Genomic DNA, 13,781 nt, shown 5'->3' on the forward strand with positions numbered 1-13,781 from the left:
CGATAATCCAAAGACAATTGAGAGGCTAGGACTTTTGTCCTAGCCTCTTTTTATTAGTTACTTGCACCAGATGTAGCATCGGCAGCTCCGTCACCGTGTCCTCCAGCATCTGAAGCACCTGAAGTTGCATCAGCATCCCCATGACCAGCAGCAGGAGCAAATGGTCCGCTACCACCTACAAGGCGTTGACCGGTTGTTTGAAGATACCAGTCCAACCATGGTTGGAAGTTAAAGACGATCTCATTGATACCAGCATAAGAACCATCTGGATAGTACATTGCTTGGTAGTTGTGAGTATTGATTACGCCTTCAGGAGATCCTGGAACAATGGTACGAACATATTCTTGGTTTCCATTGCGAAGAGTACCGATGACCCATTCAACGTTTTTCATACGTGCTGGTGGAAGTGAACCGTGAACAGTTGACATCCGGCTACCAGATTGAGGTGGCACGCGTTTTGCAAACATGGTATCTGGGTCTTGGTGGGCATTGTTGTAGTAAAGGAACTGGTTGTTGTCATCCGCATATGTCAATTCAAAAGGCATAGCTTTCAAGAACATATCAATTTGGTTAACTGTCAGGATACCGTGGTCCAATTTGACATAAGTATCACCAGATACAGCCCCTGTAATTTCTGCAACTTTTTCTACCCAATCTGGATCATCCGGATCAACCTCAGTAATAGTAGTAGCGATTGGTTTTCCGCAATCCAAATCTTCTGGTTCAATTGGTTTTGGTTTTTTCAATTTAGAAACGACTCCTACGTATTTCACAAAGTTATCTAAACAAGTTTCAAGGAATTTTACAGTTCCTTCGTTGATGATGTTGCCATCTGCGTCAAAAGCTTCTTTCGCTTTTCCGAGAAGGAATTCGTTCCCTGGAAGTGTATAGGCATTGACACCTGGAGCATCCAGAATCTTACGAAGGTGAACTTGGGCACGAGAAGTACCTTGGTCGTAGTAAGAAGCACCCACGATCATAACAGGTTTGCTTTCAAATGGATGTACTTCATAGGAAAGCCATTCTAAAACAGATTTTAGTCCTGCTGAAATGGTGTGGTTGTGTTCAGGAGTTGCGATAATCACACCATCGGCACGGGTAATTTTATTGTTGAGGAGACGCAATTGGAAGCTTTCGTCCCATTTTTCATCCTGGTTGAACATTGGAACTTCGTCGATTTCAAGAACTTCTAATTCAAATTTGATCTTAAAATGACGACGGATGAATTCCAAAAGTTTCCGGTTATATGATTGGTCATAGTTCGATCCTACAAGTCCTACAAATTTCATGCTAGTATGTCTCCTATCTTACAAGTTTTCCCAGTCGAAGTCTTCGGCATCTTTACGAAGTAATTCTTGAGCGTTGCGCAATTTTTCAGTAACTTTAACAAAGATACGGAAATCATCAAAGATGGCGTCGAGTTTCTTGATGACGTCAAGATCTACCAAGTCACCATTTTGATCAAATGCTTGAAGAGAGTGAGAAAGCAAGAATTCGTCTGGAAGGACAGTTGCTTTGATTTCTGGTGAGTTCAAGATTTGACGAAGTTGCAATTGAGCACGAGATGAACCAAGTGTACCATAAGAAGCACCTGTGATCATCACTGGTTTGCTTAAGAGTGGGTAGATGCCATAAGATAGCCAAGCAAGTGCACTCATCAAGACGGCAGGGATGGAGTGGTCGTATTCTGGTGTGCCAATGATGACACCATCAGCTTCCTCGATTTTCGCAGCAATCTCTAAAATAGTCTCAGGGACTTGTTTGTTAGCTGGCTTGTTGAAGACAGGGATATCTTTAATCTCAACTAACTCAATCTCTGCTTTGTCAGCAAAATGCTTTTGCATGTATTGAAGCAGTTGGCGGTTTGTTGAACGTTTGGAGTTTGTTCCAACGATCGCAATAAGTTTTGTCATGGAAATTCCTTTCTGAAAATAAAATTACAAATAATCATGAAGCCCACTAGTATAGGCCAGGCGACCTGACTGATAAACTAAAATAGCATCAATGCCAGGTAAGGTTTCAACCATCTTTAAAATGTCGCTCGGTTCTTCACCGAACAAGCGCGTAGTCCAAATCTCCCCATCGACTGATCGATCAGAAATAATCGTGAGACTTGCCAGTTCCGTTTCAACAGGATAGCCAGTTAGAGGATCAAAAATATGATGGAAGGACTGGCCGTCAACCTCGAGGTGACGAACATAGGTCCCTGATGTCACGACAGACTTATCAGTTACAGATAGAACTAGTAAATGTTCCCCTCTGGGAAGCTGGGGATTTTGAATCCCAATTCTCCAAGGGCGATGACTGACAGGGTTTAACCCAAGGGTAAGAATATTTCCTCCCAAATCAATCAAAGCCTGCTCAATCCCCTGACTCCTGAGATAACTAGCCAGTAAATCAGCACTAAATCCCTTAGCTAAAGCACCTAGATCAATTTTCATCCCTTTTCTTTTGAGAAAAACTGTTTGGTGATTCGGATCTAAGCAAATCTGATGAGGGTCAATGACTGTTAGGGCTTGTTCAATTTCCATTTGATCAGGTTTCCTAGCATCAGAGAAACCAATTCTCCAAGTTTGGACAAGTGGACCAATCGCAATGTTTAAATGACTTTCTTGCGCCTGACTATGTCTGGTCCCTAGAGCAATCAGTGAAAAAAGATCAGGATGAACCTTTACGGGCTCAATGCCAGCCTTTTGATTGACCTCCATCAATTCAGAAGAAGGGTCATTGGCACTAAAGCGATGCTCATAGGATCGCAGGAGACTAAAGCAATCGGCCAGTATTTGGTCAGCTTGTTGATGAGAAATCGAAACGGTTATGGTGGAGCCCATTAGGCGTTCGGATCGACTAGTTAGTTCCACAAATAGTAAACCACCTTTCCAATATTCACCTACTTTAAGTTTATCAAAAAGAAAGCCATTTCACAATCCCTCCAAGCAAATTTATTGACATTTTTCAGGACTTATGCAGATTGATTTGAAAATATTATCACAAATTGTAAGCAAAAAAATTGGAAACGATATCATTTTCATGTTATAATTGTATGGTAAATAAAATTAAAGGTAGGATTTTTTCTATGAGTAAAATCGTAGTTGTGGGTGCTAACCACGCTGGAACTGCATGTATCAACACAATGTTGGATAATTTTGGAAACGAAAATGAAATCGTTGTTTTTGACCAAAACTCAAATATCTCATTCCTTGGATGCGGAATGGCTCTTTGGATTGGTGAACAAATTGACGGCCCTGAAGGCTTGTTCTATTCTGATAAAGAAAAATTAGAAGCAAAAGGCGCTAAAGTTTACATGAACTCACCAGTTCTTTCGATCGACTACGACAACAAAGTTGTAACTGCTGAAGTTGACGGAAAAGAGCACAAAGAATCATATGAAAAATTGATCTTCGCAACTGGTTCAACTCCAATCTTGCCACCAATCGAAGGTGTTGAAATTGTTAAAGGGAACCGTGAATTCAAAGCGACTCTTGAAAATGTGCAATTCGTTAAATTGTACCAAAACGCTGAAGAAGTGATTAACAAACTTGAAGATAAGAGCAAACACCTTGAGCGTATCGCTGTTGTTGGTGGTGGTTACATCGGTGTTGAGCTTGCTGAAGCATTCGAACGCCTTGGAAAAGAAGTGGTCCTTGTTGATATCGTAGACACTGTCTTGAACGGATACTACGACAAAGACTTCACTCAAATGATGGCTCAGAACTTGGAAGACCACAACATCCGTTTGGCACTTGGTCAAACTGTTAAAGCTATCCAAGGTGACGGTAAAGTAGAGCGTTTGGTAACTGACAAAGAAACATTCGACGTTGATATGGTTATTCTTGCTGTTGGTTTCCGTCCGAACACAGCGCTTGCTGATGGTAAGATCGAACTCTTCCGCAACGGTGCCTTCCTTGTAGACAAGAAGCAAGAAACATCAATCCCAGGTGTATTCGCTGTAGGTGACTGTGCGACTGTTTATGACAATGCTCGTAAAGACACTAGCTACATTGCTCTTGCATCAAACGCGGTACGTACTGGTATCGTAGGTGCTTATAACGCTTGCGGACATGAGCTTGAAGGAATCGGTGTGCAAGGTTCTAACGGTATCTCTATCTATGGACTTCACATGGTTTCAACTGGTTTGACTCTTGAAAAAGCAAAAGCAGCAGGCTACAACGCTGTTGAAACTGGCTTCAACGATCTTCAAAAACCAGAATTTATCAAACATGACAACCATGAAGTTGCTATCAAGATCGTTTATGATCAAGATAGTCGTGAAATCCTTGGTGCTCAAATGGTATCACGAGATGCTGCAATCTCAATGGGTATCCATATGTTCTCATTGGCAATCCAAGAGCATGTAACGATTGAAAAATTGGCTTTGACAGACTTGTTCTTCTTGCCACACTTCAATAAACCATACAACTACATCACAATGGCAGCACTTACTGCTAAATAATGAAGTTCAAAAAAACGCTCAGAGGGCGTTTTTTTGATGATCTCATACTCAAGAGCTGTGAAAAAGTAGTATAATAAAGGCAACAAATCTTGGAGTTTAAGTGAATTTATGAAACAAAGTCAGCAGATCCAAAAAGAATTTCAATCGACCTCAAGTTCTATTTTATCTCAGGTTAGCAGAGGTGTTTTAGTGGGACTCGTAGTTGGCGCCATCGTCTCGAGTTTTCGCTTTTTTATTGAGCATTTCTTTCATTTTGTGGAGGGGTTGTATAAGGATCTAGGAAGAAGTCCGATCAATTGGGTCATTATTCTTTCTATGTATCTTTTTATTATTCTACTAGCTAGCCAACTGATCAAAAAAAACAAAAACGTAAAGGGATCCGGTATTCCCCAAGTGGAAGCAGAATTAAAAGGATTGCTTCAAATAGACTGGTGGACTACACTTTGGCAAAAATACATTTTAGGAATACTTTCAATTGCAAGTGGCTTAATGTTAGGTCGTGAAGGACCAAGTATTCAGCTTGGCGCCATGGGAGGAAAGGGCTTGGCCAAGAAACTTGCTCTTAGTCCAGTAGAAGAAAGGGCCTTGATTGCCAGTGGGGCCGCTGCGGGTTTGGCAGCAGCCTTTAATGCGCCGATTGCGGGTCTTCTTTTTGTAGTAGAGGAAGTCTACCATCACTTTTCTCGGGTCTTCTGGGTATCGACTTTGGCTGCGAGTTTGGTTGCAAATTTTGTCTCCCTCAATATTTTCGGTCAAACACCCGTTTTAAACATGCCAGACCATATCCCTCATATTGATTTATCCAGTTATTGGATTTTCTTAGTCATGGGAATTTTTCTTGGCCTAACTGGTTATTTCTATGAAGTTGCTGTTTTAAATATTGGTCGTGTTTATCAAAAGCTTGGTAGCTGTTTCAAGGTGACTGCTCCCTATTTTCCACTCTTTGCCTTTCTTTTGATCATACCGATTGGTTATTATTTCCCTCACTTACTTGGTGGCGGCAATCAGTTGGTTTTGGATTTAGCCCATGTCCCACTTAGTATCCAAACGCTCATCTTTTATTTTGGGGTGCGATTTATTTGGAGTATGATCAGTTACGGTAGTGGTCTTCCTGGTGGCATCTTCCTTCCGATTCTAGCTCTAGGCTCTGTTTTAGGAGCCTTTGTTGCGGCTGTTTTATTGAGGTTTGGTCTCATACATTCTAATCAACTGCCCTTGTTTGTCATATTGGGAATGAGTGGTTATTTCAGTGCCATTTCAAAAGCGCCCTTGACAGCCATGATTCTAGTGACCGAAATGGTAGGAGATATACGAACCTTGATGCCGATCGGCTTGGTGACTTTGACAGCTTACATTACTATGGATCTGCTAAAAGGAGCCCCTGTCTACGAAGCTATGCTGGAGCAATTGATGCCTGAGGTGACTAGCGGTTCAGATGTCTTAACCCTGATCGAAATTCCAGTATCAGAGAAAATAGCTGGCCGTCAGGTTCGAGATTTAGATCTACCGAGAGACCTCCTGATCACAACTCATCAGCATAATGGAAAAAACAGTACGGTACATGGTAGCACCCGCCTCTATCTAGGAGATAGTATCTACCTCGTGGTAAAAGAGACAGATATCGGCCGGGTGAAAGAATTACTCCTCTAATTCATTTTATTAAAGTTTTCTGACAATTATTGAAAAATGAGAAAATCTTTGCTATAATAGACTACGAAAAATAACGAATCCAGGAGAAAAGACTCATGAAAAAAATTGCAGTAACACTCTTATCCGTTGCTTTATTAGCAGGCTGTGCCAATACATCTTCAAAAAACACAACTACAAATAGTTCCTCTTCGACAGTGAAATTGTCTAAAGAAGACCAAAAAGCCTTGGATCAAGCGACAAGTGAATACAAGGAGTTTGTGCAAGGTCAAATTGATCAATTGTTGAAAGACACGGAAGAATTTCAACGAGTCCTCAAAAGTGGTGACCTAGAAGAAGCGAAGAAAGTCTATCCGTTGATTCGGATGTCTTATGAACGTTCTGAACCAATCGCTGAAAGTTTTGGAGAGTCTGATGTCAAGATTGACTTCCGACTTGTTGACTATGTTGATGAAAACAAATCAGAAGAAGGTTGGTCTGGCTTCCACCGTATCGAACGCATCTTGTGGGAAGAAAATACAACCGAGGGTACTGAAAAATATGCAGAGCAATTGGTCAAGGATATCAAAGAGCTGAAAGCTAAGATTGCGACAGTAGAAGTGACGCCAGATTTGATGTTGACAGGTGCGGTTGACCTCTTGAATGAAGTGGCGACACAAAAGATCACTGGGGAAGAAGAGATTTTCTCTCATACAGATCTATATGACTTCCGTGCCAATATCGAAGGGGCTGAGAAGATCTTTGCTCTCTTCAAACCTCTTATTGAGAAGAAGGATGCCAAGCTAGTGAAAACCCTTGAAACAGAATTCAAGGCTGTGAATGACCTGTTAGACAAACATATGACGGATGAATCTAACTATAAATCATATACTGATCTAACAGAAAAAGATACCAAAGAACTAGCAGAAGCAGTAACAAAATTGGGAGAACCACTCTCTCAAATGGGAATCATTTTAAACGGTAAATAACAATGACAAAAGACGATAAATTTTTTGAAAAGAAGATGGATCGTCGCGAATTTCTGAAAAAAGCAGGTATTGGGGGAGCAGGCTTAGCACTTGGTCTATCCGGTGCTTCTGCTTTTTTCGCTAATAAGGAACAAGGTTCCAAAAATATCGCAGACGGTCAAGAAGAAATTAGTTTTTACGGCAAGCATCAGGCAGGGATTACCACGCCCATGCAGAAGAATATCTATTTTGTGGTGCTCGATCTCCGGACGACAGATAAAAACGAATTGATTCAGTTGTTTAAAGAATGGACAGATTATAGCCAGAAATTAGTTAATGGCGAACTGGTCAAAAAGGATGGTTCCAACGCTCTCTTGCCACCAAGTGACACTGGGGAAACTGTCGGACTAAATCCTTACCGCCTCACCCTAACCTTTGGTGTTTCAGCTAGCTTTTTGACTAAATTAGGCCTTGAGAAGAAACGTCCCAAACTCTTCCGGGATCTGCCAGCTTTTCCTAAGGAACAGTTGAGAGATCAGTATACAGGTGGTGATATCGTTATCCAAGCATGTGCAGATGATGAGCAGGTGGCCTTTCATGCTGTCCGCAACTTGATCCGTAAAGGACGCAATAAGGTAACCATGAAATGGAGCCAATCAGGATTTGCTGCTATTGGGGATCGCATGGAAACTCCAAGGAACCTCTTCGGCTTTAAGGATGGGACTGCCAATGTTACGACAGAGAAAGATTTCGATAAAGTCGTCTGGGCTGATAGTCAAGATTGGATGAAAAACGGCTCTTATATGGCTGTCCGCCGGATTATCATGCACCTAGAGACCTGGGATCGGACCAACCTGCAGGAGCAAGAAAATACCTTTGGACGCTATAAAGAAAGTGGCGCACCATTTGGAAAGAAAAACGAGTTTGACGAAGTGGACCTCTCTCTCTTACCAGTTGACTCACATGTCCGTTTGGCTAAAGAAGTGGATCTGCCAATTTTGCGACGCTCTTATTCTTACTCTGATGGAATTGATCCGAAGACGGGACAGTTTGATGCAGGATTGCTTTTTATTGCTTTTCAAAAGGATCCAGACCGCTTTGTGAAAATCCAAACCAATCTTGGGGCAGACGATAAGATGAATGAATATGTGACCCATATTGGCAGTGGCCTCTTTGCCTGCTTCGGAGGTGTGAAGGAAGGAGGATACATTGGTCAAGACTTATTTGAATAAATTGTTAGTCGTCCTAGTAGCCTGTCTCTTTTTCATCGTCACCCCCGTCCAAGCTGAGTCTTATAGTGATCTCTTTATCAAAATCGCCGATGCAACGACAGCGGTTCAGGATAAGGATCAAGAAAAGGCCCACACGCTAGTATCAGAGATAAAAGAAGAGTTTCTGAAGAAAGCCAATCATGATTCGAAGGCAGGAAAAGAAGTCCAGAAAAGTCTGGAATTGGAAGGCGAGATCACAGAAAAGCAATTGGTGACTGTCTCTACTTCCTTGCTAGCCTTTGAAAAAGAGCAAAATCCAGTCGATCTGGATGCTGAAAAGGAGAAGCTAGAAACTCGCTTGCAGCCTTACTTTGAGAAGCTACAAGAGGCAATCACAGTAAAGGATCTCCAAGCGACACGAAAGGCTTACGCTGATTTAAACAACACCTGGACCCGGAATGAAGCGGTTGTCAGAGATCACAGTACCGCTTATTACGGAAAGGTAGAAACAGCCATTTCCTTCTTGAGAAGTGCGATCGAAACAGAGCCTACAAACTTTGACTCCATCCAATCTTCTTACAATGACCTAAAAAATGTGTTGGATCAATTTATCAGTGGGGAAAAAATTGAGGAAACAAGCTCCAATTTGACCCTTTCAGACGGGATCAAGCTCCTTAAGAAAGCTCTGAGCCTCTTCCAAGTCAATGACGCTAGCCAAGCTAGTCAAGTCATGAAGGAGTTCATTACCATTTGGCCAACGATCGAGGGCGATGTCAGCACGACCAATCCTGGTCTCTATACTCGGGTGGAAAGTCAAAGTCCTGTCATCATGGTCAAGGGCAACGAAAGCAAGTATCAAAAGCAACTGGAAGCTCTGATTAGTGATCTGTCTTCTATTGATACCACCGCCTCCTATTCTGCGGTTGACGCTATGTTGATCCTCTTACGCGAGGGAGTCGAAGCGCTTTTGATTGTCATGGCTTTGGTGACAGTTCTCAAGTCAGCAAAACTATTCAAAGGTTTGAAATGGGTCTATGCAGGGGCTCTTTTAGGAATCCTGGCTAGTGCAGCCATTGCAGTTGCTCTTCAATTCTTATTCCCAGCTGTTACCTCGGCTTCCAACCGTGAGGTCATCGAAGGAGCAGTAGGGATCATCGCAGTAGGGATGATGATTGTCATTGGGATTTGGTTGCATCGCAAGTCCTCTGTAAAAAAATGGAACCAATTCATGGAAAGTCAGATGAAGGCTGTGACAGCAACTGGAAGTTTCATTTCCATGTTTGCCCTCAGTTTCTTAGCTGTCTTCCGTGAGGGAGCTGAGACCATTCTCTTCTATGTGGGAATCCTCCCTCGTATTCGCTCCTTTGATTTCTTCCTAGGGATCGGCTTGGCTCTTGCAGTTTTAGCCATTATCGCCATTCTCATGACCAAGGCAAGTCATCTGGTCAAGCCACATAAGATTTTCTTCCTCTTGACTTGGATGATTTACGCCCTGGCCTTTAAGATGCTAGGGGTGAGCCTACACGCGCTCCAATTAACCAATATGCTTCCCAATCATATCTTGAGTAATTTCCCGACCATCGATTGGGCAGGGATTTATCCAAGTTGGGAAGTTCTTACTTGTCAAGTTCTATTCGTTCTTATTATCGTGATTGTGACGGTGAAACAGCATGAAAAATGAAGATAGAATGCTCACAATTGTAGAGCATTTAAGCGAGTTTAGACGACGCTTCATCGCTTGTATCCTTTGTTTTTTCCTTGTTTTTTGTGGAGCCCTCTTGTTTTCTGATCAGCTTTATGCCTATTTGACGGCTGGCTTTCGCGAAAAACTCTTGGTCCTTGGCCCTAATGACATTTTAAGCATCTACCTGCAATTGGCAAGCTTGATGGCTTTTACCATCACCTTGCCCTTCACCCTCTTTCAAGTCTGGCAATTTGTAAAACCAGCTTTGAGAAAAGGAGAAGCAGGAGCTATTCTGCTCTATGTGCCCGCTAGTTTGATATGTTTCTTGCTAGGTTTGCTCTTTGGCTATTATCTGGTTAGTCCAGCTATCCTAGAGGTACTCCTGAAGTTGGGACAAGGACAGTTTACCATCCAGTTAACGGCACAGAACTACTTGACCTTCATCTTTCATACAACCGTTCCTTTGGGTGTCTTGTTTGAATTGCCAGTCCTTGTAGCCTTTTTGACCTCGATTCATATCTTAACGCCAGACTGGTTAAGGCGCTATCGCCGGATAGCCTACTTTCTATTGCTGGTACTGGCAGTCGTCCTGACACCAGCTGATTTCATCAGTGATCTAGCAATGACTGTGCCTCTGATCTTGCTCTACGAAGTGAGTCTGGGCATCAGTCGCATTATCTATAACCGTATACAAAAAAGGAGATAAATATGGGAATTTTACGTGATATCGGTGCACCAGGCCTGATTATTATTATCCTGGGAGCCCTCTTAATCTTTGGACCAAAGCGTTTGCCTGAATTAGGACACTCGCTTGGAAAAATGTTTTCTGAATTCAAGTCAGCCGTTAACAATGGTGCTGCTGAAAAAGAAGAGAACAAAGAAAAGACTAGCAAAACTGAAGAAAACTAGTCTTATAAATATGTTAGAATCATTTAGTTTAAAAGCATTTCATGACGATGGAATGCTTTTAAAATTTCGTTAATTTACAAATATTCATACACTAAAGTTGCAGGAATAGTAGTGAAAACAGCACCAAATATGCTATACTATAGGAGTAGATATCTGTTTTCAGTTCAACTGAAAACCATACTTTCCAAACCAGGCTTTAAAAAGCTCGTAAAGCATCACAACTTAGTAAACGTTAAAACTTATTTACAGTTATTGAAAGCATTTCGTCTAATACGGGATGCTTTTTCTGTCTGGCTTAATTTTACAAATTGGGAATTCTCTTTTCTTGCATTTCAAACAAAAGAGCGTACAATTATATTGGAAGGACTACCGCTTAAACAGAGATAGAAAGGAAAAAGTTAGGAAACTATATTTCTCTGGTTTAATGTGTTAGAACTAAACGATATATCTTTTCGCATTTTACACTACACTAATAACTACGAAAGGCGAGGTTTATTAAGGAGACTCAACATGCTCAAGAAATTCACTACATGTGCTTTTATCGTTACTCTAATTTCTTCTGTCCTTATCGGAAGTAACATAATATTTGCAAATGATAAAGGCGAGGATATCCAAGCGAAACCACCAACTCTAGAGATAATGGTAAAACAAGCTTCTAAAGATTCTACTCTCTTGGAAATGTTAAATCAATTTTCAGATCAGGATACTATCATTGCCTATCCTGAAAACATGGGTGGCGGGTTTTCTGTTAAATCTGCAGATAGTAGCGAACCTCTAGTCGGAGAAATTCTTGATATTAAAGGGGAAAAAGTCATTTATAAAGACTCTCAACCTGTCACTATTGCCCAAGTAAAGGAAGCGATTCAAAACAAGTAATAAACTGATATAAATAAATATAACCGGCCTATTATTAAATAGGTCGGTTATTTGACTTTCCAATTCTTATTAATGATTCGCCTTACTTTCCTATACAAAGAAATTATCGTATAGCCTTTAAAAATCTTACAAAAATTAAGCTATCTGAAAGATATTTACAGTCATTATCTGAAAAGATTATACTTAACAAAAAAGTATTTTTGTATCAAAAAAGTGATGATTGTATAACCATCACTTTTCTTTTTTAAACTGATTAGCGTATTCTGTCATTTTAATTGCGTGTTTCAAACGCATATTCATAATATCAGAGATACCGTTCTTATATTTGTCTACAGCTTGGGTGGATAATCCACAATTTTTACTAATAGAATAGGCTGTGGCATTTTCTAGTAGCCATTTAATAGCATTGATATCAACTAACATATTTACCTCGCAAAAAACCAAATGATTATTATGATCAACAAAAAACCTAAAACAAACTCAAGTTTTTCACTAGCTGTGGTTTTTCTTACCTTAAATTTTACTTTCATCACGATACCTGTTATAATTAAAGCAAGCCCCCACAAGGGGTGGATAGTGATCGTTCACTATCCGAATTCGATGTGCCACTCAATACTAATGATGAACAAGTTTATTTTTACTACTAGCTTATTCGTCTTAGTCTTGACTGGCTTTTTTCTTCGCCTTAACATTTATTTTTCCTTTCTTTAGTTTCCTTGTCTAAGGTTTCCTCCTTAACCTTATGTATTGATTATACAACTAAAGTTAATAAAATCAAGATATTTTATTAACTTTTTTAAAAAAAATAAAAGATCTTTTCCTATAAATTTTTCAGTGCGATTGATACCCAAAATGATACCCACATTTTATAAACATTACATTTTTTTTATAACTATTTCGTCATGTAAACCTTGAATTAATAAGGCTTTTAAGCCTATTTCTAAAAATGTTAGATAGTGGTCATTAAAACAAATATATCTATATCAAACTCATTCAGTTTTTTGAAAAATAGATAGCATTCTGTGAGTGCTTGATGCTGATGCTACGCTGTTTTTAGTTCAACTGAAACCCATACTTTCCAAACCAGTTCTTAAGAAAGCTCGTAAAGCATCACAATTTTTTAAGCGTTAAAACTTATTTACACTTATTGAAAACATTTCGTCTAATACGAGATGCTTAATTTTACAAATTGAGAATTGCATATAATTATTTGAAAAAATAAAAAAAGTTAGTTACAATAAAAATGTAAAGCGCTTTCTCGATTATTGGAGAGGTTAATAATGTAAGAGATCTGTTTTTCTTTCTTAAGTTTTTAGAAGAGGTAAAATGTCAAAATCAGTATATACAAAGAATCTCAGCATTTCCGCTTTAAGGTTCAGAAAAATGATTAAGTGAAATAAGCAATGATTGAAGTATTAATAATGGTTTATTGGAGGTAGTTAAAAATGAAAGAAAAATATAAAGTGACTGGGCAGTTATTTTTACTCTCAAATTTACCGTTTTGTTGTTTTATTTTGAAAGATATTTCATTAGTCTATGCTAGGTTGCTATTTGTACTTTTCTTGTTTTTTACATTATATTTCTCTTATCAAATAAGCATAAAACATAATGTCATTAATCGTATTCAGAAACTAGAGTGGAACAAAGTACTTTATTGTTTAGCATTCGTTGCTTTGATGAGACTTACAGTTCATTTGTATGTAAGCATTTTTGGAGATACCCAAAATGATGCGTTATTACAAATTTTAAAAGATATTATGGGCATAGAGTTATTCAATTTTTATGGAATTTTCGTAGGACCAGTTTTAGAGGAAATAACTTTTCATGGTGCAATAATGAATTATTGCTATAATATGAGCAGGAAAGGTTTCTTCATATCAAATATATTGTTTGGATTTGTGCATTGTATGAACGAACCTAGTATTGGAATTTTTATTAGATCGATTTTACTGTATAGTTTGTTAGGCTGTATAGTATCTTACATTTATTATAGAACTAAAAGGATAGAATACTCTGTACTAATTCACATGCTTGCTAATTTTTTGGCTGTAATA

The 13,781-nt window shown here is 39.6% G+C and carries 13 protein-coding genes; 9 read left to right on the forward strand and 4 right to left on the reverse strand.

Going from position 1 to position 13,781, the window contains the following annotated elements; all coding sequences use genetic code 11:
• Nucleotides 1-53: 53 nt before the first annotated feature.
• The 3 genes from ADF75_RS01335 to ADF75_RS01345 are packed head-to-tail and all read right to left on the reverse strand — an operon-like array spanning nucleotide 54 to nucleotide 2,831.
• Nucleotides 54-1,289, reverse strand: a complete 1,236-nt coding sequence (locus ADF75_RS01335; RefSeq protein ID WP_048788870.1) for an NAD(P)H-dependent oxidoreductase — start codon at nucleotides 1,287-1,289, stop codon at nucleotides 54-56.
• Nucleotides 1,290-1,307: 18 nt separating this feature from the next.
• A complete protein-coding gene (locus tag ADF75_RS01340) occupies nucleotides 1,308-1,913 on the reverse strand; it encodes an NADPH-dependent FMN reductase (RefSeq protein WP_048788871.1) in 606 nt (201 codons plus the stop codon).
• Nucleotides 1,914-1,937: 24 nt separating this feature from the next.
• Complete coding sequence (locus tag ADF75_RS01345; protein WP_048788872.1) at nucleotides 1,938-2,831, reverse strand: FAD:protein FMN transferase; 894 nt, start codon at nucleotides 2,829-2,831, stop codon at nucleotides 1,938-1,940.
• Nucleotides 2,832-3,076: 245 nt separating this feature from the next.
• On the opposite strand from ADF75_RS01345, the gene nox reads away from it, so the two are divergent.
• The 8 genes from nox (at nucleotide 3,077) to ADF75_RS01390 (ending at nucleotide 11,727) form a co-directional block, all read left to right on the forward strand.
• On the forward strand, nucleotides 3,077-4,453 hold the full coding sequence (nox, locus tag ADF75_RS01350) for a H2O-forming NADH oxidase (RefSeq protein WP_048788873.1): 1,377 nt from the start codon (nucleotides 3,077-3,079) through the stop codon (nucleotides 4,451-4,453).
• A 108-nt stretch (nucleotides 4,454-4,561) separates the two neighbouring features.
• Nucleotides 4,562-6,103: a ClC family H(+)/Cl(-) exchange transporter gene (locus ADF75_RS01355; protein ID WP_048788874.1), complete on the forward strand. Its 1,542-nt coding sequence runs from the start codon at nucleotides 4,562-4,564 to the stop codon at nucleotides 6,101-6,103.
• A gap of 95 nt (nucleotides 6,104-6,198) precedes the next feature.
• Nucleotides 6,199-7,068, forward strand: coding sequence for an iron uptake system protein EfeO (gene efeO, locus ADF75_RS01360; RefSeq protein WP_048788875.1), 870 nt, complete (start codon nucleotides 6,199-6,201; stop codon nucleotides 7,066-7,068).
• A gap of 2 nt (nucleotides 7,069-7,070) precedes the next feature.
• The gene (gene efeB / locus ADF75_RS01365; protein WP_048788876.1) at nucleotides 7,071-8,279 is read left to right on the forward strand and encodes an iron uptake transporter deferrochelatase/peroxidase subunit; all 1,209 of its coding nucleotides are present in this window, start codon (nucleotides 7,071-7,073) and stop codon (nucleotides 8,277-8,279) included.
• A complete protein-coding gene (locus tag ADF75_RS01370; RefSeq protein WP_048788877.1) occupies nucleotides 8,257-9,939 on the forward strand; it encodes an FTR1 family iron permease in 1,683 nt (560 codons plus the stop codon). Before efeB ends, ADF75_RS01370 begins: the two co-directional genes overlap by 23 nt.
• Complete coding sequence (gene tatC, locus ADF75_RS01375; protein WP_048788878.1) at nucleotides 9,929-10,648, forward strand: twin-arginine translocase subunit TatC; 720 nt, start codon at nucleotides 9,929-9,931, stop codon at nucleotides 10,646-10,648. Before ADF75_RS01370 ends, tatC begins: the two co-directional genes overlap by 11 nt.
• Nucleotides 10,649-10,650: 2 nt before the next feature.
• The gene (locus tag ADF75_RS01380; RefSeq protein WP_048788879.1) at nucleotides 10,651-10,851 is read left to right on the forward strand and encodes a twin-arginine translocase TatA/TatE family subunit; all 201 of its coding nucleotides are present in this window, start codon (nucleotides 10,651-10,653) and stop codon (nucleotides 10,849-10,851) included.
• A 510-nt stretch (nucleotides 10,852-11,361) separates the two neighbouring features.
• Complete coding sequence (locus tag ADF75_RS01390; RefSeq protein ID WP_048788881.1) at nucleotides 11,362-11,727, forward strand: hypothetical protein; 366 nt, start codon at nucleotides 11,362-11,364, stop codon at nucleotides 11,725-11,727.
• A 231-nt stretch (nucleotides 11,728-11,958) separates the two neighbouring features.
• Here ADF75_RS01390 and ADF75_RS01395 read toward each other — a convergent pair whose 3' ends face one another.
• Nucleotides 11,959-12,150 carry a hypothetical protein gene (locus ADF75_RS01395; RefSeq protein WP_048689013.1) on the reverse strand — a complete coding sequence of 64 codons (192 nt, stop codon included), beginning with the start codon at nucleotides 12,148-12,150 and terminating at the stop codon, nucleotides 11,959-11,961.
• 1,022 nt (nucleotides 12,151-13,172) lie between these two features.
• Here ADF75_RS01395 and ADF75_RS01400 point away from each other — a divergent pair.
• On the forward strand, nucleotides 13,173-13,781 hold a 609-nt coding region (locus tag ADF75_RS01400), incomplete at its 3' end, for a CPBP family intramembrane glutamic endopeptidase (RefSeq protein WP_048788882.1).

It is taken from the genome of Streptococcus sp. 1171_SSPC, assembly GCF_001069335.1.
In the GTDB taxonomy this organism is placed as follows: domain Bacteria; phylum Bacillota; class Bacilli; order Lactobacillales; family Streptococcaceae; genus Streptococcus; species Streptococcus xiaochunlingii.

Coding starts and splice junctions, on each gene's coding strand:
- ADF75_RS01390 (WP_048788881.1), top strand. CDS start 11,362: ATGCTCAAGAAATTCACTACATGTGCTTTTATCGTTACTCTAATTTCT.
- ADF75_RS01335 (WP_048788870.1), bottom strand. CDS start 1,289: ATGAAATTTGTAGGACTTGTAGGATCGAACTATGACCAATCATATAAC.
- ADF75_RS01380 (WP_048788879.1), top strand. CDS start 10,651: ATGGGAATTTTACGTGATATCGGTGCACCAGGCCTGATTATTATTATC.
- ADF75_RS01340 (WP_048788871.1), bottom strand. CDS start 1,913: ATGACAAAACTTATTGCGATCGTTGGAACAAACTCCAAACGTTCAACA.
- ADF75_RS01345 (WP_048788872.1), bottom strand. CDS start 2,831: ATGGGCTCCACCATAACCGTTTCGATTTCTCATCAACAAGCTGACCAA.
- nox (WP_048788873.1), top strand. CDS start 3,077: ATGAGTAAAATCGTAGTTGTGGGTGCTAACCACGCTGGAACTGCATGT.
- efeO (WP_048788875.1), top strand. CDS start 6,199: ATGAAAAAAATTGCAGTAACACTCTTATCCGTTGCTTTATTAGCAGGC.
- tatC (WP_048788878.1), top strand. CDS start 9,929: ATGAAAAATGAAGATAGAATGCTCACAATTGTAGAGCATTTAAGCGAG.
- ADF75_RS01355 (WP_048788874.1), top strand. CDS start 4,562: ATGAAACAAAGTCAGCAGATCCAAAAAGAATTTCAATCGACCTCAAGT.
- efeB (WP_048788876.1), top strand. CDS start 7,071: ATGACAAAAGACGATAAATTTTTTGAAAAGAAGATGGATCGTCGCGAA.
- ADF75_RS01395 (WP_048689013.1), bottom strand. CDS start 12,150: ATGTTAGTTGATATCAATGCTATTAAATGGCTACTAGAAAATGCCACA.